The following is an 18,595-nucleotide window of genomic DNA, read 5'->3' as shown; positions in this document are numbered from 1 at the left end:
TGCTGCCTCCTTGAGAAGGGTGTACGGCCCATGAAATAACCGAACGGTGATCGAGGCTACTGTCAAGGTTGACAGGTGCGGCGCAGAGCGCCCTGCGCCGCACCCCGCGTGCGCCTACGAAGTGCCCAGCCCACCGGACAGATCCGTGCCGGAGTGGGCCCGCCCGTTGGCCGGCGTAACGGCGGGCTCGTCACGGTGTTCGGTGGTCTTGCTCACCGTATCGCGCACCGTTTCATAACCCTCCCGCGCCGTGCGCTTGACCTTGTCGGCCAGGTCGGCGCTGGTCTTGCCCATCGTTCGCTGTTCGGTAGAGGTGCTGGGCAACGCCGCGCCCAGCATCGCCCCGAGGGCGATACCCGCCGCCGCCATCATCAACGGCTGCTCCTTGAGCAGACGGCTGAACTCATCGCCCAGGTGCTGCGACCCTTGGGCCATGCGCTCGCCCGCCTGATGAGCGCTGTGCCGGGCATGCCGGGCGCTGGCGCCCACGTCGTCCGCCAGGTGCGCAGCTGTGTCCTTGAGATGGTGAAAGCCTTCGCGCAACGAATCACTGCCGCTGTGCAGGTGCTCTCGCGCACTGTCCAGGCCACCGACAAGCCCTTCGCTCCAACCGCTGGAATCCTGGTCCGGCCCGACGCGATACCCCCCCCGTGGCGGATGGTTCTGGCCGAGCATCAGCCAGCACAAGCCAACCGTGGTCAACAAGGTCGGCACCGGGTTGTTGCGCACCGTAGTGCCCAGGTTGCCGAAAAACTCGGCGCCATTTCCCTTCACGAGCCCCAGGGCCTGATCCAGCATTTGCCCTGGCGTGAACTTGCTGCCCAAGGCGTCGACGATATGGCTGATATGGGCGCGCTGCTCGTCGATTTCACGCTCGATGGCCTCTGGGCTCTTTTCGGATTCGGTTTTGAATTCATCCTTCATGAGGCTTTCCTCCGCAGGGCTTCCTGATCTTTGTTCAAGGCCTCGAGCGGTCGGTCAGGCTTGAAGTGGGACGGTTCGAATTGTTTCTTGCCCGACTGGACCATGACAAAACCAATGATCATCACCACGACGCCGACGATCAGCGCCGCCAGCCAGGGCGCCATCATCGTACTCAGGCCATACACCGCCGCCATCAACAGGATGATGAAGCCGGCCATGAGCACCATGGCGCCACCGGCCACCGCGGCGATGCCCGCCTTGAGCGTGTTGAGGCTCGCCTGGAATTCAGCCTTGGCCAGCGCCAATTCCTTGGTGAAAAGCGAGGGGACTTCGTGGGTCAATTGCCTGAGCAACCCCATGACCGAGGCATCGCTTTCGGGCGTCGAGGCGCTGGCGGTACGCTGCATATCCGGGTCTGGTCGGTTCATCACAATTCTCCTCTGGTATTGGCCGAACCCGGCAGCGAGCCGGTGGCTGAATCACTGGGATGGTCCTGGACACTCGGTGAGGTCGGGGTGACACCGGTGGCCAGGCCGCTGCGGGTGGCGGCACCGGGGCCGATGGGATCGGGGGTCGATTCAAAAGGCCGCTGGGCGCCGAATCCTCCGGCGGGAGGGTTTGAATGCCCGGCGGCGGGTTCGTCGGCCTCGGTGGCGCCCGGCGAGGCACCGGCCGTGAGGAATCGCGACAGCCCAAAGCCCACCGCGATGCTGCCGGCGAGGAACAGACCGGGGTTATCCCGCGCCAGGCGAGAACCGTCATGCAGCAACTGTTCGGCACTCTTGTTGCGCAATTTGCCGGCCAGGCCGCTCATGCAGTCGGCCATGTCCGCCAGATAATGGGATAAGCCGAGGGTGTCGTTGGCTTCGAGCTCCGACATGGCGGATTTGGCGCCACGGGCCAAGGCATCGATCTGGTCCGCCGCGGTATCGCGGTACTGGCCGAAATGCGCATCGGCCTTCTCGCGGGCGCTGCCGATCGCTTCGTTCACGTCCTCCTTGATGTGGTTCAGGGATTCCTCAGGCCGACCTTGGCTTGAAGTGCCGCTTTGTCGCTCGGGGTTGTTGTCCGGGATAGTCATGTCTGTCCATCGCCTCCGTGATGAAAAACTCAACGACAGGCAGTCGCTTAGCGACGCCTGGATAAGTGCCTCTCAGAACAAATGACGGGACGCGATGCGGGCTAGTTCCAACGAGTTTCAAGGCTGGACGCCGTGTGGTCGTTGAAGCCGCTTGATGGGTTTTTACGGCAAAAAAATGGGCACTGATGTGAACATCAATGCCCGATCCACGTAGAACCTGTGGCGAGGGAGCTTGCTCCCGCTGGGGTGCGCAGCAGCCCCAATAATTTCTGCGTTCAACCCCAAAACCTGGGACTGCTGCGCAGTCCAGCGGGAGCAAGCTCCCTCGCCACAAAAAAGCGACGTCGAACTCAGGACGCCATCGTCGCCGCCTGGTTGCCGCCCTGCTCGGCAATCTTCGAGAGTTTCTCGTCGGTGGCTTTTTCTTCCTTGAGGGTCGCCAACAGCAGGCCGACCACTTCATCGCCCAGGTTCAAATGCTTGGCCATGGCGATCAAGGTGCCGTAACTGGCGATTTCGTAGTGCTCGACTTTCTGCGCCGCGCCGATCAGCCCCGCGTCGAGCACCGCGCCTTTTTCGATTTCCTCGATCAGCTCCTTGGACTCTTCCACCAGTCCTTCCATGGCGATGCATTTCATGCGCTTGAGCTTGATCCCCGCCACTTCGACGAGGGTATCGATGCGCTCAATCTGGCCTTGGGTTTCCTCAAGGTGATCGTGAAAGGCTTGTGCGAGCAAAGGGTTGGTGGTGGCCCGAGCCATGCGCGGCAAGGCACGGGTGATCTGTTTTTCAGCACTGTAGACATCGGACAGTTCGTGGATGAACAGGTCTGTCACGGTTTTTCTGGCCATTTCAATCTTCCTCTGTTCAGAAGGCGAGCCTCGAAAGGTTGATGGGGTGAAGCCGGCAGAGGCGGCTTCACCTGTCATCAACACTGACCCAGGGGAAATTTCGGATGTTCCAGAAATTTGCCGAAACGTTGACAGAGGGTATCGGTGACGCGCTCAACCCAACGCCGTGTCGAGAAACATCATCACCGCAAAGCCCATCATCAAGCCGAGGGTGGCCGGGGTTTCATGGCCGTTGCGATGGGTCTCGGGAATCACCTCGTGGGAGACCACGAAGATCATCGCCCCCGCCGCCAGCCCCAGGCTGATGGGGTACGCGACGGCTACGCCCGACGACATGCCCAGGCCGATCACCGCCCCCAGTGGCTCCATCAGCCCTGAACCGACCGCGATGAGCGCGGCACGCAAGGTGCTGATACCGGTGACGCGCAGCGCCATGGCAATGGCCAGGCCCTCGGGAATGTCCTGGATGGCAATAGCGGTGGTCAGGGGTAAGCCGACCTTGAAATCGCCGTCGGCAAAACTGACGCCGATGGCCATGCCTTCCGGCAAGTTGTGCAAGGTGATGGCAAGTACAAACAACCAGACACGATTGATCCGCTCGGCCTGGGGACCACGGCGGCCACTGAGTTCGTGTTCGTGCGGCACGAAACGGTCCAGGCCGATCATCAGGGCCACGCCCAGCCCCAGGCCCACCACGACGACAAGCGCGGCGAGCAACTGATTGCCACAGATTATCTGTGCCGCTTCGATGCCCGGCAGGATCAATGAGAACGAACTGGCGGCGAGCATCATGCCGGCGGCAAACCCCAGCATGATGTCCTGGGTACGCGAGGAGATATCCCGCAGCACCACCGCCATCATCGCCCCCAGCGCGGTGGCGGCAAAACCCGATGTTCCGCCCAACACGGCGTAGCCGAGGTTTTGGCGATTGGCGCCCACCAAGGCGTTGTAGCCACTGTAGAGCAACAACGCCGCCACCAATGCCAGCCCGAGCCAGAACGTCACCCCCAACAAGAGATTCTCTTGCACGGGGTTCAGCCAAGTGCGCCAGGGCGATCGAATCCGGGAAGTGGGCTGGTCCATCGAATGTCCTTACGGGTCTTGGCTCGAAATATCAGGCGAGGGAGTCGCCTCCCTCGCCATTTGTTTACAGTTTGTCACCTTGCATCCCCGAACCCAAGTCGGCGCCTGTGGTGGGGTTACTTTCAGGGTTGGACATCGTCCGCGCCTTCATGTCCATCAACAGTGCTTCGTCCTTTTCACTCAACTGGACGCTGGCCAGGCCATCGCCACCGTCGACCGCTGGAACCGGATTCTCGACGAACTCCCAGTCCTCGCCCTGGTTCCATGGACCCCGCACGGTAGGCTCACCCTGGGACATGTTGAAATACACGTTGGTGAACTCCGGCATGCCGGGCAGCTTACCTTGTGGGAAGTTGGGCTGGATGGCATGCAAGGCTTTTTCGAACGACAACTGATGGGCGATTTCACGGGTCATCAAAAAGCCCAACGCTTCCTTTACCCCCGGGTCGTCAGTGACGTTCATCAATCGCTCATAGACAATTTTTGCCCGGGCTTCAGCGGCGATGTTGGAACGCATGTCCGCCGTCGGCTCACCGATCGTGTCCACATAAGCGGCAGTCCACGGCACCCCGGCGGAATTGGTCAATGGCGAACCGGCACCGTACAGGAGGCTGGTGATATGAGAGTCGTTACCGGCACCGTTGATGTCCCGGTACAGTTGGCCCTCCATCTCCACCCCTTCAGCCATCTTGCCCTTGGCCCCCTTGTTCAACATCACGATGATCGAGCCGATCACTTCCAGATGGCTGAGTTCCTCGGTGGCAATGTCCATCAGCAGATCCTTGCGCCCTGGATCGTCCTCGGACAAGGCCTGGGTGAAATAACGCGACGCCGCCGCCAATTCCCCCTGGGCACCACCGAACTGCTCGAGCAGCAGGTTGGCGAGTCCAGGATTAGGCTCAGCGACACGCACGGTGTACTGCAATCGTTTGTTATGTAGAAACATGATTGAACTCCTCGCTCAGGCACACGTCATGGGCACACTGTCGGCGACAGGCCCATGAAAATCTGAAGAAGTTAAACGAATAAAATTTAGTTTTTTGTTCAAAACCTAAGACGAGTGGTTAATTGCAACTCACTCATCTTTTAAGCAATCAATACATCAGTAAAGCCGGGCATAAATACCCGACTTTTAATATCAAGGTCGGAACAGGTCCCATGCCAACGGCACGGGACCTGCGCGACCACGGGACATTACGATTTACGACCGCCACCGTGGCTATTTTCACCGCCTTTCTTGCCAGCTTCGGAGGCTTTTTCCCGGTCGTTGGCAAAGTTGCCACCCGAGGCCTGGCCACCTTTGCGGCCGGCTTCCGAAGCCCGCTCAGGGTCGTTGGCAAAATTACCACCCGAGGCTTGCCCGCCTTTACGGCCGGCCTCTGCAGCACGTTCCGGATCGTTGGCGAAGTTACCGCCCGACGCCTGGCCACCCTTGCGTCCAGCCTCGGATGCGCGTTCCGGATCGTTGGCAAAGTTGCCGCCCGATGCCTGGCCGCCTTTTTTCCCGGCTTCCGATGCCTTCTCACGATCGTTAGCGAAATTGCCAGGGTTGTTATTACCTGTGTTAGCCATTTCATTCACCTCGTTAGTTGATGTCAACGAACCTGTTGGCTCGTCCTATTCGGAAAATTTGGCGCCGTTAAGGTTTTAAAAAACAGCTGCAGACGGCGACGAACGGTCAACAGCTTTATTTATCTTCCCACTGCCCGGGTATTTATTGCGCCAGCCTATTAAACAAGCGGCGATTGATTAGCGGCGTTAAATACCAAAACTTCGTCCAGCGAAAAAACCTGTGGGAGCGAGCTTGCTCGCGATGGCGTCGGATCAGCCTGCATTGATGTCGACTGACACACCGCTCTCGCGCGCAAGCTCGCCCCCACCTTTGCCGCGCTGCAACATTAAAAACAGTGCGTGTCTTTCCACGCCGTCCGCCAAGGGCCCGGTGGCGCCGGCACCCCATTGCACCGGTCTCGTCACCCAAGCCTCGCGCCGTTCCAGGAAGCCAAAACTCGCGGGCTGCCGGTGTTGTCTTGCACCACCGCACTGACCGGCTTGCGGTGTCCGGGCACCCTGTCGCCGATGCCCGGATAGAGCAATGTCAGGGTGAAATCGGGTCACTGGCCGGGAACGTTTCTTCCAGTGCTTCATCCAGTTGGTTGTTGGTAATGTCCCGCTCGCCGACCTTGCCACTTCGTTCGCAATGACAATCAGCCGCCGGACACGGCTCGCCATTGGGGTGTTGTTCTGCGCAGGCCTGGCTGCAATAGGCCTCGCCGTCATGATTGAACACCCGCTCGGGATCTACCTCGCAATGGCAGCCGGGGCAGCCACAACGCAGCGCGCTCATGTTCGTTCCCCTGGGGACCGGGTGTCGTCACGATCCCACCAGTAATTGAACCTCCAGGTTGCGATACGTCTGGGTGCCAAGGGCCGTGGTGTCCCATTCCATGACATCGCCGATGTCGACGTCATTGGCGGGCCCCAGTTCAAGCACTGTGTGGCCCTCCTCTTCCGACACGTAGACACCCACCCTGGCGCTCTGTCGATTGATGGCTCTTGCCTCACCGGTGGTCTGCTTCATACCTGTCCTCTTTTCTTTTGACGGCAGGTTTGGCGCGGTCGGGCCGCGCCACACTTTTCACCTCAGCGCTTGGCTTCGGTATGCGGATTGGCCGAACGCTCCAGAAACGCTGCGGTAATCTGCGGCAGGTGATCGCGCAGCCATTCAGCCATGGCGATTTCCTGGGGCAGAATCTGCTCGCAAGCCCTTTGGGTTTCCACATCGCCGGCCACTTTCGCCGCCTCGATCAACACGGTGTAGGACGCGATCTCCAGGTTCTCGAAGACGTAGCCACGCATGGCACCCTTGACCACTTCGTCACTCATCGCCATGCCGCCCATGGCTTGACCGAACGCCATCAGCTTGCCGGCCATGTCCTTGAGCATCGACGGGCTGCCGCCCAGCCGCTGGATGCACTGTTCCACCAGCTTCTGCTGCCCGAGCGTCTCCTCGATGTGCTGTTCGATCCGGGCCTTGAGGACCGGGTAATGTTCCAGGCGCTCGGCCTGGGCCTTGAGCATTTTCTCCGCTTGCTGTTCCATGGCATGGGCATCGTTGAGCCAATCCAGCAGGTTCTCTTTAGGGGTTGCCATTGCGTTCTCCTTATCAGTGACATTGGCGCACTGCAGTGCGAGAGCTTTGAGATAGCGCACATAAGGTGGATGTCCCACGCCCGGGGAAAGTTTGAAGAAACACCTGCGCAGGGCGACGAAAGGCGTGCGGCAAGCCCGCTGCTAACCTCAACGATTCCAGGCCAGCGGAGAACCCACATGCCCGACGATCTTCAGCGTGACCCCGTCGAACAACTGCAGCAGTACATGGCCGGGCGCCGTTTCCTGGTGCTGACCGGCGCGGGCATCAGCACCCCGTCCGGCATTCCCGACTACCGCGACAGCGACGGCGTGCGGCGGGGCAAGCAACCGATGATGTACCAGGAGTTCCTCGCCAAACCCGAGGCGCGACGGCGCTATTGGGCGCGAGCGATGCTGGGCTGGACACGCCTGCGTCAAGCCCGGCCGAACCAGGCCCACGAGGCCTTGGCGGCGTTGCAGGGACAGGCCCGCATCAGCGGCCTGATTACCCAGAATGTCGACGCCTTGCACGACCAGGCCGGCAGCCAAGGCGTCATCGAACTGCACGGCAGCCTGCACCGTGTGCTGTGCCTGGACTGCGGCCAGCGCAGCGAGCGACAGCAGATTCAACACTTGATGGAAGCTGAAAACCCTTACCTGGTCGGCGTCGATGCGGTGCAGGCACCCGATGGCGACACCCTGCTCGACCCGGCGTTCGAGGCGCGCTTCCAGGTGCCCCGTTGCCTGAATTGCGATGGCGAACGCTTGAAACCCGATGTGGTTTTCTTCGGTGAAAACGTCGCCGCCGCCACCGCGACCCGCACCACCCTGGCGGTGGAACAGGCAGATGGGCTGTTGGTGGTGGGCTCATCGTTGATGGCGTATTCGGCGTTCCGCCTGTGCCGGGCGATCAAGGACCAGGGCAAGCCGCTGCTGGCGATCAACCGAGGCAAGACCCGAGCTGATGAGTTGCTGGACTTGAAGGTTGAAGTACCGTGCGAAGAACTGCTGCCCTTGCTGATTTGACGATCACAATGCCCCCACAGGGATTGGGTGGTTAACGTACGGGCAACTCCTGATCCCTCAGCGTATCGAACAGCGCCTGCGCCGCCGCCGACAGCTCATGCCCCGGCTTGGTCAGCACCCCGATGGCCCGTTCGATCACCGGATCGCTCAACGTGATGCACCGGGCCCCCAGCTCATGCATCTGCCCGACACACAGGGCCGGCACGGCACTGACGCCCAGGCCGCTGGCGACCATACGCCCGACGGTCGCCAGTTGATGGCTCTCGAACTCCACGGGCAGTTTCATACCTCGGGCCTGCAGATGCTCCTCCAGCATCACCCGAACGGTGGAGGGTCGTTGCAGCGTGATGAATGGCTGCTCCAGCAACGTTTCCCAGTGGACTTCGTCGCGCAGGGCAAGCGGCGAGTCCAGCGGCACCACCGCGACGAAGCGATCGAGATACAAGGGCGTGAACGCCAACGACGAACCCTGCATCGGTTCGAACGCCACGCCCAGTTCCACATGACGATCACGGACCATTTCCAGCACCTGTTCGTTGATCACGTCGTTGACCGTGACGTTGACATTCGGATAGCGGGCGCGGAAGGTCTTGAGGATCGGCGGCAGCAGGTTGCCGGCAAATGACGGCATCGCCGCCAACGTCACGCGACCACGCTGCAAGGTGAAGCGCTGGCGCATTTCATCCTCGGCGTTGTCCCAGTCGGCCACCAGCCGGCGGGCCAGGGGTAGCAAGGACTCACCTTCGGGGGTCAGCGCCACGTTACGGGTGTTGCGGCTGAACAGGCGGCCACCGAGGCCTTCTTCCAGGGCCTTGATGGTCAGGCTCAGGGCCGACTGGGACAGGTGCAGCCGCTCGCAGGCCACGGCGAAGCTCAGGCTCTGGGCCACGGCGAGGAAGGCGCGGATTTGCTTGAGGGTCATGGTCGTTCTATGTCCGGTTACGTAGGAGCTGCCGAAGGCTGCGATCTTTTGATCTTTATCTTTCGCTTGAAACTTAAGTGTCTGGGGAAAGATCGCAGCCTCGTTGCACTCGGCAGCTCCTACGGGGCAAGCACTATTGAGTTTTATCAATCAATCCAATCTAAAAATCAACTTAACAAATATATGACTTGGCGCAACACTGCATCCCATTGCGACCCCATCAAGAATAAAAGAGGTGTCTATGGCAGGTTTCGACAAACGCGTGAGCTCTTATGAGGAAGCGCTGGAAGGCTTGAAGGATGGCATGACTGTCATCGCCGGCGGCTTCGGCCTGTGCGGTATCCCGGAAAACCTGATCGCCGAGATCAAACGCAAGGGCATCCGCGACCTCACCGTGGTGTCCAACAACTGCGGCGTCGACGGTTTCGGCCTCGGCGTGCTGCTGGAGGACCGGCAGATTCGCAAAGTAGTCGCTTCCTACGTCGGCGAAAACGCCCTGTTCGAGAAGCAGCTGCTGAGCGGCGAAATCGAAGTCGTGCTCACCCCCCAAGGCACTCTCGCGGAAAAAATGCGCGCCGGTGGCGCAGGCATCCCGGCGTTCTTCACCGCCACCGGCGTCGGCACGCCCGTGGCCGAAGGCAAGGAAGTGCGTGAATTCCACGGCCGCCAGTACCTGATGGAAGAATCCATCACGGGCGACTTCGACATCGTCAAAGGCTGGAAGGCCGACCATTTCGGCAATGTGATCTATCGCCACACCGCACAGAACTTCAACCCGCTGGCCGCGACGGCGGGCAAGAACACCGTGGTGGAAGTCGAAGAAATCGTCGAACCCGGCGAGCTGGACCCGACGCAGATCCACACCCCTGGCATCTACGTCGACCGGGTCATTTGCGGCACGTTCGAAAAGCGCATCGAACAGCGCACCGTGCGTAAGTGATCCCCTGCCCCCCGCCCGAATGAACGAATAACACCATGGCACTTTCCCGCGAACAAATGGCTCAACGCGTCGCCCGCGAAATGCAGGACGGCTACTACGTGAACCTGGGCATCGGCATTCCGACCCTGGTCGCCATTTACATTCCCGAAGGCATGGAAGTCATGCTGCAATCGGAAAACGGCCTGCTCGGCATGGGCGCGTTTCCCACCGAAGCCGAAGTCGATGCCGACATGATCAACGCCGGCAAGCAGACGGTCACTGCGCGCATTGGCGCGTCGATCTTCTCTTCGGCCGAATCGTTTGCCATGATCCGTGGCGGCCACATCGACCTGACCGTGCTGGGTGCGTTCGAGGTGGATGTCGAAGGCAACATCGCCTCGTGGATGATCCCCGGCAAACTGGTCAAGGGCATGGGCGGCGCGATGGACCTGGTGGCCGGTGCCGAGAACATCATCGTCACCATGACCCATGCGTCCAAGGACGGCGAGTCGACACTGCTGCCCCGTGGCAGCCTGCCGTTGACCGGTGCCGGTTGCATCAAGCGCGTGCTGACCGACCTCGCCTACCTGGAACTCCAGGACGGCGCCTTCATCCTGATAGAGCGTGCCCCGGGCGTCAGCGTCGAGGAAATCGTCGCCAAGACCGCCGGCAAATTGATCGTGCCGGACCACGTCCCTGAAATGCAGTGCGCTGCCCAGTGAGGAGAGATTCGATGCAAGAAGTCGTGATTGTCGCCGCCCCCCGTACCGCCCTCGGCAGCTTCCAGGGTTCGCTGGCTGCCATTCCCGCACCGGAACTCGGTGCCGCGGTGATTCGTCGCCTGCTGGAACAGACCGGTTTGTCCGGCGAACAGGTCGATGAAGTGATTCTTGGCCAGGTGCTGACCGCAGGTTCCGGACAGAACCCGGCGCGCCAGGCGTCGATCCTCGCCGGCCTGCCCCATGCGGTGCCGGCCCTGACCCTGAACAAAGTCTGCGGCTCGGGCCTCAAGGCGTTGCACCTGGGCGCCCAGGCGATCCGCTGTGGCGACGCCGAGGTGATCATCGCCGGCGGCATGGAAAACATGAGCCTGGCCCCGTACGTGTTGCCGGCCGCCCGCACCGGCCTGCGCATGGGCCACGCGAAGATGATCGACAGCATGATCACCGACGGCCTGTGGGATGCCTTCAACGATTACCACATGGGCATCACTGCCGAGAACCTGGTGGACCAGTACGGCATCAGCCGCGAGGATCAGGACGCCTTCGCCGCCGCGTCCCAGCAGAAGGCGGTCGCCGCCATCGAAGGTGGACGGTTCGCCGATGAGATCACGCCGATCCTGATTCCCCAGCGCAAAGGCGATCCCGTGGCGTTCGCCGCGGATGAACAACCGCGCGCCGGTACCACCGCCGACTCCCTGGGCAAGCTCAAGCCTGCCTTCAAGAAGGACGGCAGCGTTACGGCGGGCAATGCCTCCTCGCTCAACGATGGCGCCGCCGCGGTGATCCTGATGAGCGCGGAAAAAGCCAAGGCCCTGGGCTTGCCGGTGCTGGCGAAAATCAGTGCGTACGCCAATGCCGGCGTCGACCCGGCCATCATGGGCATTGGCCCGGTCTCGGCCACCCGTCGCTGCCTGGACAAGGCCGGCTGGTCCCTGGAGCAGTTGGACCTGATCGAAGCCAACGAAGCCTTTGCCGCTCAATCGCTGGCCGTGGCCCGAGAACTGAAATGGGACATGGACAAGGTCAACGTCAACGGCGGCGCCATCGCCTTGGGCCACCCTATCGGCGCCTCGGGGTGCCGGGTCCTGGTGTCGCTGCTGCATGAAATGATCAAGCGCGACGCCAAGAAAGGCCTCGCGACCCTGTGCATCGGCGGCGGCCAAGGCGTGGCCCTGGCGCTGGAACGGGCTTAACCGACACGGGTTCAACAGGGGTTGTGCGGACCCACGAATATCCGCGCAGCCACTGGCACCACCCCCGGCGCGACCTCGGTTGCGCCGGTTTTTTTTTGCCTGATTTTAATCTGTATGGCTGCCACCGCCATCGCGAGCAGGCTCGCTCCCACAGTGGACGTGTGGTGTCAGCCATATCTCCATTCACCACAAAACCCTGTGGGAGCCGAGCTTGCTCGCGATGGCGGCGGTACATTCAGCATTACCGTGACGGGTACACCGCTTTCGCGAGCAAGCTCGCTCCCACAGTGGACTTGTGGTGCCAGCAATACCTGCATTCACCACAAAACCCTGTGGGAGCGAGCCTGCTCGCGAAGGCGGTGGTCCTGTCTGTCGCCGTAAGCCCAGGCAAAAAAAAACGGCACCTTTCGGTGCCGTTTTCACGCTCACAGGGGGAGTTACTTGCGGGCCGCCTCCCACGACTTCAACAGCTCGGTGTAGCTTACGGTTTCGCCTTTCGGCTTCTCGTTCGCCAGTTTCGGCTTCGGAGCACCCGGCTGGTCGAACCAGTATTGCGCGTCGCGCTCAGGGTTCATCTTAGGTGCGCAGGTGGCTTGGGCCTTGGAGCGTTCCAGACGCGTCATGATCGCGTCCTGGTCCTTGGCCAACCCGTCGAGGGCCTGCTGAGGGGTTTTCTCGCCGCTGGCGGCTTCGGCGATGTGGCTCCACCACAGTTGAGCCAGGCGTGGGTAGTCCGGCACGTTGGTCCCGGTCGGGGTCCATTGCACGCGGGCCGGGCTGCGGTAGAACTCCACCAGGCCACCGAGCTTCGGCGCCAGGTCGGTCAGGGCCTGGGAGTTGATGTCCGACTCACGAATCGGCGTCAGGCCGACGATGGTCTTCTTCAACGATACCGTCTTGGACGTCACGAACTGCGCATAGAGCCAGGCCGCGAGTTTCTGCTTCTCAGGCGTGGACTTCATGAACGTCCAGGAACCAACGTCCTGATACCCCAGCTTCATGCCCTCTTCCCAATACGGACCGCGTGGCGACGGCGCCATGCGCCATTTCGGCGTGCCGTCGGCATTCACCACCGGCAGGCCCGGCTTGGTCATGTCGGCGGTGAAAGCGGTGTACCAGAAAATCTGCTGGGCGATGTTGCCTTGGGACGGCACCGGGCCGGATTCGGAGAAGGTCATGCCCGCCGCTTCCGGTGGCGCGTACTTCTTCATCCAATCCACGTATTTGGTGGTGGCGAACACGGCCGCAGGACCGTTGGTGTCGCCGCCACGGGTCACGCTGGAACCGACCGGATGGCAGTCCTCGACACGAATGCCCCACTCGTCCACGGGCAAACCGTTGGGCAGGCCCTTGTCGCCGCCACCGGCCATGGAGAACCAGGCATCGGTGAAGCGCCAGCCCAGGGATGGATCTTTCTTGCCATAGTCCATGTGGCCATAGACACGCTTGCCGTCGATCTCCTTGACATCTTCGGAGAAGAACTTGGCGATGTCCTCATAGGCCGACCAGTTCACCGGTACGCCCAACTCGTAGCCGTACTTCTCCTTGAACTTGGCCTTCAGGTCCGCACGCTCGAACCAGTCGGCGCGGAACCAGTACAGGTTGGCGAACTGCTGGTCGGGCAGTTGATAGACCTTGCCATCCGGCGCGGTGGTGAAGGAAATACCGATGAAGTCCTTGAGGTCCAGGGTCGGCGAAGTGAAATTCTTGCCTTCGTTGGCCATCAGGTCGGTGATCGACTCGGTCTTGCCGTAGCGAAAGTGCGTACCGATCAGGTCCGAGTCGTTGACCCAGCCGTCATAGATATTCTTGTCCGACTGCATCTGGGTCTGCAGCTTCTCCACCACGTCGCCTTCCTGCAGCAGGTCGTGAGTCAGCTGGATCCCGGTGATTTCGTTAAAGGCCTTGGCCAATACCTTGGATTCATACTCGTGGGTGGCGATGGTTTCCGACACCACGTTGATTTTCATCCCGCGAAACGGTTCGGCGGCCTTGATGAACCACTTCAATTCTTCAAGCTGCTGCTCGGCTGTCAGGGTCGACGGCTTGAATTCACTGCCGATCCATTTTTTAGCGGCGTCTTCATAGGCGTCGGCCCAGGCCGTAGCGCTCAGCCCGCTGAGTGCCAGCATGGCTGCCAATGAAACGCTATGTCGCAGCTTATTGTTTTTATCGAACATAGAGACCTCTCCTGTTTGGGTTTAAGAGCCTGATCGTCGCGTTGTCGCGATTAGCCCCACCGCATCACTGCCAACAGCCACACCAAAGACAACGCGAACGCTATCCAGATGCTCCAGTCGGTCACGCCAATCACCAGCAGGTGCAGGTAGGCGCTACCGAGAAGACCGATAAACAACCGATCGCCACGGGTCGTGGCAATCGGCAGGAAACCACGCCGAGGGATACTCGGCGAACGCAATTCCCACGTCGTCATGCCCACCAGCAGCAAGGCGATGACACCAAAAAAAGCCGCCGTCGGGACGGTCCAGTTCATCCATTCCATCATCGACTCCTCAGACCCGGCCCAGGGCAAAGCCCTTGGCCACGTGGTTGCGAACGAACCAGATCACCAGCATGCCCGGCAGGATGGTCAACACGCCCGCCGCCGCCAGCACCCCCCAGTCGATACCCGACGCCGACACCGTACGGGTCATGACCGCCGCGATCGGCTTGGCATTCACCGAGGTGAGCGTACGGGCCAGCAACAGCTCGACCCAGGAAAACATGAAGCAGAAAAATGCCGTGACGCCGATGCCGGAGCCGATCAACGGAATGAAGATCTTGGCGAAGAACTTGGGGAAACTGTAGCCGTCAATGTAGGCAGTCTCGTCAATTTCTTTCGGCACCCCGGACATGAACCCCTCGAGGATCCACACCGCCAACGGCACGTTGAACAGGCAGTGAGCCAGGGCCACGGCGATATGGGTGTCGAACAAGCCGATGGACGAATACAGCTGGAAAAACGGCAACAGGAACACTGCCGGTGGCGCCATCCGGTTGGTCAGCAGCCAGAAGAACAGATGCTTGTCCCCCAGGAACCGATAACGGGAAAACGCATAGGCCGCCGGCAACGCAACGCCCAGGGAAATCACCGTGTTCAGGCTCACGTAGTACAGCGAGTTGAGGTAACCGGTGTACCAACTCGGGTCGGTGAAGATCACCTTGTAGTTGTGGAAGGTGAAATCGTGGGGCCACAGGGTCAGGCCGCCAAGGATCTCGGTGTTGCTCTTGAACGACATGTTCAGCAGCCAGTAGATGGGCACCAGCAGGAACAGGATGTAGATCAACAGCGGAATCAGCTTTCTCTTGCTCATTGTGCGGGCCTCAACGGTTGGCGTCGGAGTGCGTCATGGCGGTGTAGAACAGCCAGGACACCAACAGAATGATCAGGAAGTACACCAGGGAAAACGCCGCCGCCGGGCCCAGGTCGAATTGGCCGATGGCCATCTGCGTCAGGGTCTGACTGAGGAACGTGGTGGCGTTGCCCGGCCCGCCGCCGGTGAGCACGACCGGCTCGGTGTAGATCATGAAGCTGTCCATGCAGCGCAGCATCACGGCGATCAGCAGCACACTCTTCATCTTCGGCAACTGGATGTGCCGGAACACCGCCCAGTTGGACGCCCGGTCGATCCGCGCCGCTTGATAATAGACGTCGGGAATCGCCCGCAGCCCCGAATAACACAGCAGCGCCACCAACGACGTCCAGTGCCAGACGTCCATCACCAATACGGTGACCCAGGCGTCCATGGTGTTGGCCGCATAGTTGTAGTTGATGCCCAGGCCGTTAAGGGTGGAGCCCAGCAAACCGATGTCGGCGCGGCCGAAAATCTGCCAGATGGTGCCCACCACGTTCCACGGGATCAGCAGCGGAATCGCCAGGATGATCAGTACCAGGGATGACCATTTGCCCTTGGTCGGCATGGTCAGGGCGATAGCGATGCCCAGGGGGATTTCAATCAGCAGCACGCACGCCGAGTAGATGAACTGGCGCAGCAGCGAATCGTGCAGCCGTGGATCGAGCAGCACCTGCTTGTACCAATCGGCGCCGACGAAATAGCGGCTGGATTGATCGAAGATGTCCTGCACCGAATAGTTGACCACGGTCATCATCGGGATCACGGCGCTGAAGGCCACCAGCAGGAACACTGGCAACACCAACCACCAGGCCTTGTTGTTCTGCACCTTGTTCATGGCTGCACCTCGCTCAACGGTTCCAGCAAATACTCATCGGCATAGACCATCAGCCATTGGGCCGGGAAACTGATGTACGCCGTACCTTCCGGTACGGGCTTGTCTTCGGCCAGGCGGACCTTCAGCGGTGCGCCATCGAGGTTGAGGGTCAGGATCTTGTAGGTGCCCAGGTCTTCGACGTGGACCACGTCGGCCCGCATCGCGTCGTCGTAAGGCCCATCCCAGACATGCACGAACTCGGGGCGGATACCGACCTTCAGGCTTTTGCCCTCGGCTTCGGCGATACGCCGTTGCAAGGTGTCCGACAGGGGCAAATGGGTCGAGGCGAAGCCGACGCCACCGGGCTGCGCCGTGACTTCGATCAGGTTCATCCCCGGGCTGCCGATGAAGTAGCCGACAAAGGTGTGGCTGGGGCGCTCGAACAAATCCCGAGGCGTGCCGAACTGCACGATCTGGCCGCCGTACATCACCGCGATCTTGTCGGCGAACGTCGAGGCTTCCAACTGGTCGTGGGTGACGTAGACCATGGTGATGTTGAACTGCTCGTGGATCTGCTTGAGCTTGCGCCGCAACTTCCATTTCAGGTGCGGGTCGATCACCGTCAGCGGTTCGTCGAACAGGATCGCCGACACATCGTCGCGCACCAACCCGCGGCCCATGGAGACTTTCTGTTTCTCATCGGCGGTGAGGTTGCGGGCCTTTTTGTCCAGCAGGTTCTGCAGGTCCAGGACCTCGGCGATTTCCTGCACCTTGGTGTGGACCTTCGCCTCGGCCATGCCCTGGTTGCGCAGCGGGAACGCCAGGTTGTCAAACACCGTCATGGTGTCGTAGACCACCGGGAACTGGAACACCTGGGCGATGTTGCGGCGTTCCGGGGTCAGGTCGTTGACAACTTTGCTGTCGAACATCACTTGCCCTTCGGAAGGGCTGAGCAAGCCGGAAATGATGTTGAGCAAAGTGGACTTGCCGCAGCCCGAAGGGCCGAGCAGCGCATAGGCACCGCCCTGCTCCCAGATATGGTTCATCTCGCGGATCGCGTAGTCCTCGGGGCCCGCCGGGGTGCTGGTGTAGCTGTGGGCAAGGTTCTGCAAACGAATTTCAGCCATCAGGCAACCCTCGCAATACGCAGGCCGGGGGCCTGGACCAGCTTGCCTTGGGCATCGAAGACAAACAGTTTATGGGTCGGAATGTAGATGCGGATCGGCGCGTCCACGTCGTACTCATGCACCCCTGGCAAGTGCAGCACCAGCAGGAAATGTTCGTTGCGCACATGCAGGAACGTCTCCGAGCCGCTGATCTCGGCCACCTCGACGGTCACCGCCAGTTCGAGGTCATCGTCGTTGCTTGGCACCAGGGAAATATGGCTGGGGCGCACGCCGAAGCGGAACTCGCCCTCGCCCACCGGGCGCAGGTCGACGTTCAGCGGGAAGTGCACGAAATTGGCGAAGCTGACTTCATTACCGGCAATACGACCCGGCATGAGGTTGATCGGTGGTTCGGAAAACAGCTCGGCGGCCAGCACGGTTTGCGGCTGGTGGTAGACGGAAGACGACTTGCCGCTCTGAATCACCCGGCCCTCGTGGAGGATCGTGGTGGTGCCGCCCAAGGCCAGCGCCTCGTTAGGCTCGGTGGTGGCGTAGACGGCGATGGTGTGGCGGGCCTGGAACAGCTCGCGCATTTCCTGGCGCAGCTCTTCGCGCAGCTTGTAGTCGAGGTTCACCAAAGGCTCGTCGAACAGGATCAGCTCGGCGTCCTTGACCAGGGCCCGGGCCATGGCCGTGCGCTGCTGCTGGCCGCCGGACAATTCCAGTGGATGGCGCTTGAGAAACTTCTCGATCCGCAACATCTTTGCGGTTTCCAGGACCTTGCTTTGGATGATTTCTTCGGACACACCGGCCTGGCGCAACGGCGAGGCGATATTTTCGAAAACGGTCATGGTCGGGTAGTTGATGAACTGCTGGTAAACCATCGACACGTTGCGCAACCGCACCGGACGGTGGGTGACGTCGACGCCGTTCATCAGGATGCGGCCGCTGTCGGGCTTGTCCAGACCCGCCATCAGGCGCATGAGGCTGGTCTTGCCGGACAGCGTGCGGCCCAACAGGACGTTGAAGGATCCGGGTTCGAAACTCAGATTGGCATCGTCGATCCAGGTCTGGCCTTCGACGGTGCGACAGATGTGCTCAAGCTTTAATGACATGGCTCGGCCTTTTTATTATTTGGAGTCAAGCGACCCGAGCTTCAAAGCGATAGCCGTGCCAGAAATCACAAACCCTTGATCAGGGTGATTTTTTACTGGATTGGCAGGCAAAAGGCGTTCGTTGATGAACAGAAGTGAACAATCAGGAATGAACAACTGAACAATGGACGGGTTGACAATGAACAATTTTGAACAACACTGAAAGAACGTTTTCGGCTAGCCTGGCCATGCCCCCTGTGGGAGCGAGCTTGCTCGCGATAGCGGTGTATCAGCGGCGGATATTATGGTGCCATACCGCGATCGCGGGCCCGGGGGCGTCCGCCCGGGTGTGGGTTGGGAGGGGATGGCGGG

The 18,595-nt window shown here is 60.8% G+C and carries 21 protein-coding genes; 4 read left to right on the top strand and 17 right to left on the bottom strand.

From position 1 onward, the window contains the following. Positions 1-114: 114 nt before the first annotated feature. The 10 genes from HGO40_RS18960 to HGO40_RS18915 form a co-directional block, all read right to left on the bottom strand. A complete protein-coding gene (locus HGO40_RS18960; protein ID WP_250964261.1) occupies positions 115-924 on the bottom strand; it encodes a DUF3618 domain-containing protein in 810 nt (269 codons plus the stop codon). Continuing rightward, entirely contained in the window at positions 921-1,352 is a 432-nt protein-coding gene (locus tag HGO40_RS18955) for a phage holin family protein (protein ID WP_250964260.1), read from the bottom strand. Before HGO40_RS18955 ends, HGO40_RS18960 begins: the two co-directional genes overlap by 4 nt. Beyond that, positions 1,352-2,005: a hypothetical protein gene (locus HGO40_RS18950; RefSeq protein ID WP_250964259.1), complete on the bottom strand. Its 654-nt coding sequence runs from the start codon at positions 2,003-2,005 to the stop codon at positions 1,352-1,354. The genes HGO40_RS18955 and HGO40_RS18950 overlap by 1 nt, the downstream gene beginning before the upstream one ends. Before the next feature lie 350 nt (positions 2,006-2,355). Beyond that, positions 2,356-2,856 carry a YciE/YciF ferroxidase family protein gene (locus tag HGO40_RS18945; RefSeq protein WP_250964258.1) on the bottom strand — a complete coding sequence of 167 codons (501 nt, stop codon included), beginning with the start codon at positions 2,854-2,856 and terminating at the stop codon, positions 2,356-2,358. Between the two features lie 153 nt (positions 2,857-3,009). After that, positions 3,010-3,939: a ZIP family metal transporter gene (locus HGO40_RS18940; protein ID WP_250964257.1), complete on the bottom strand. Its 930-nt coding sequence runs from the start codon at positions 3,937-3,939 to the stop codon at positions 3,010-3,012. A gap of 64 nt (positions 3,940-4,003) precedes the next feature. Next, positions 4,004-4,885: a manganese catalase family protein gene (locus HGO40_RS18935; RefSeq protein ID WP_250964256.1), complete on the bottom strand. Its 882-nt coding sequence runs from the start codon at positions 4,883-4,885 to the stop codon at positions 4,004-4,006. 248 nt (positions 4,886-5,133) lie between these two features. Further along, positions 5,134-5,511: a con-10 family general stress protein gene (locus HGO40_RS18930; protein WP_186710506.1), complete on the bottom strand. Its 378-nt coding sequence runs from the start codon at positions 5,509-5,511 to the stop codon at positions 5,134-5,136. Between the two features lie 526 nt (positions 5,512-6,037). Then, complete coding sequence (locus HGO40_RS18925; RefSeq protein WP_250964255.1) at positions 6,038-6,286, bottom strand: metallothionein; 249 nt, start codon at positions 6,284-6,286, stop codon at positions 6,038-6,040. 27 nt (positions 6,287-6,313) lie between these two features. After that, the gene (locus HGO40_RS18920) at positions 6,314-6,520 is read right to left on the bottom strand and encodes a hypothetical protein (RefSeq protein WP_250964254.1); all 207 of its coding nucleotides are present in this window, start codon (positions 6,518-6,520) and stop codon (positions 6,314-6,316) included. Positions 6,521-6,582: 62 nt separating this feature from the next. Further along, a complete protein-coding gene (locus tag HGO40_RS18915; RefSeq protein ID WP_250964253.1) occupies positions 6,583-7,092 on the bottom strand; it encodes a ferritin-like domain-containing protein in 510 nt (169 codons plus the stop codon). A 177-nt stretch (positions 7,093-7,269) separates the two neighbouring features. Here HGO40_RS18915 and HGO40_RS18910 point away from each other — a divergent pair, with 177 nt between their 5' ends. Next, positions 7,270-8,097: an NAD-dependent protein deacetylase gene (locus HGO40_RS18910; RefSeq protein WP_250964252.1), complete on the top strand. Its 828-nt coding sequence runs from the start codon at positions 7,270-7,272 to the stop codon at positions 8,095-8,097. 31 nt (positions 8,098-8,128) lie between these two features. Here the strand turns inward: HGO40_RS18910 and HGO40_RS18905 are convergent, their stop codons facing one another. Beyond that, positions 8,129-9,019, bottom strand: coding sequence for a LysR family transcriptional regulator (locus HGO40_RS18905; RefSeq protein WP_250964251.1), 891 nt, complete (start codon positions 9,017-9,019; stop codon positions 8,129-8,131). 241 nt (positions 9,020-9,260) lie between these two features. On the opposite strand from HGO40_RS18905, the gene HGO40_RS18900 reads away from it, so the two are divergent. The 3 genes from HGO40_RS18900 to HGO40_RS18890 are packed head-to-tail and all read left to right on the top strand — an operon-like array spanning position 9,261 to position 11,853. After that, positions 9,261-9,959: a CoA transferase subunit A gene (locus HGO40_RS18900; protein WP_250964250.1), complete on the top strand. Its 699-nt coding sequence runs from the start codon at positions 9,261-9,263 to the stop codon at positions 9,957-9,959. 35 nt (positions 9,960-9,994) lie between these two features. Then, entirely contained in the window at positions 9,995-10,660 is a 666-nt protein-coding gene (locus HGO40_RS18895; protein ID WP_250964249.1) for a 3-oxoacid CoA-transferase subunit B, read from the top strand. Positions 10,661-10,671: 11 nt separating this feature from the next. Then, complete coding sequence (locus tag HGO40_RS18890) at positions 10,672-11,853, top strand: acetyl-CoA C-acetyltransferase (protein ID WP_250964248.1); 1,182 nt, start codon at positions 10,672-10,674, stop codon at positions 11,851-11,853. Positions 11,854-12,290: 437 nt separating this feature from the next. On the opposite strand, the gene HGO40_RS18885 is transcribed toward HGO40_RS18890, so the two are convergent. From HGO40_RS18885 to HGO40_RS18860, 6 genes are read right to left on the bottom strand one after another with little or no spacing between them, the layout of a single operon-like run. Continuing rightward, positions 12,291-14,033 carry an ABC transporter substrate-binding protein gene (locus HGO40_RS18885; protein ID WP_186707525.1) on the bottom strand — a complete coding sequence of 581 codons (1,743 nt, stop codon included), beginning with the start codon at positions 14,031-14,033 and terminating at the stop codon, positions 12,291-12,293. A gap of 50 nt (positions 14,034-14,083) precedes the next feature. Continuing rightward, positions 14,084-14,356 carry a DUF2160 domain-containing protein gene (locus HGO40_RS18880; protein ID WP_186707524.1) on the bottom strand — a complete coding sequence of 91 codons (273 nt, stop codon included), beginning with the start codon at positions 14,354-14,356 and terminating at the stop codon, positions 14,084-14,086. Between the two features lie 10 nt (positions 14,357-14,366). Beyond that, a complete protein-coding gene (locus tag HGO40_RS18875; RefSeq protein WP_014337490.1) occupies positions 14,367-15,167 on the bottom strand; it encodes a carbohydrate ABC transporter permease in 801 nt (266 codons plus the stop codon). Between the two features lie 10 nt (positions 15,168-15,177). Then, positions 15,178-16,044, bottom strand: a complete 867-nt coding sequence (locus HGO40_RS18870) for a carbohydrate ABC transporter permease (RefSeq protein WP_250964247.1) — start codon at positions 16,042-16,044, stop codon at positions 15,178-15,180. Next, positions 16,041-17,150 (bottom strand): ABC transporter ATP-binding protein, encoded by a 1,110-nt coding sequence (locus HGO40_RS18865; RefSeq protein WP_250964246.1) that lies wholly within the window; start codon positions 17,148-17,150, stop codon positions 16,041-16,043. The genes HGO40_RS18870 and HGO40_RS18865 overlap by 4 nt, the downstream gene beginning before the upstream one ends. Then, on the bottom strand, positions 17,150-18,244 hold the full coding sequence (locus tag HGO40_RS18860) for an ABC transporter ATP-binding protein (RefSeq protein WP_186730993.1): 1,095 nt from the start codon (positions 18,242-18,244) through the stop codon (positions 17,150-17,152). The genes HGO40_RS18865 and HGO40_RS18860 overlap by 1 nt, the downstream gene beginning before the upstream one ends. Between the last annotated feature and the right edge of the window lie 351 nt (positions 18,245-18,595).

The organism is Pseudomonas sp. CG7, assembly GCF_023701885.1.
In the GTDB taxonomy this organism is placed as follows: domain Bacteria; phylum Pseudomonadota; class Gammaproteobacteria; order Pseudomonadales; family Pseudomonadaceae; genus Aquipseudomonas; species Aquipseudomonas zanjanensis.
Note: the sequence above shows the minus strand (reverse complement) of the source record. Positions and strands in the feature narration are given on the sequence as shown.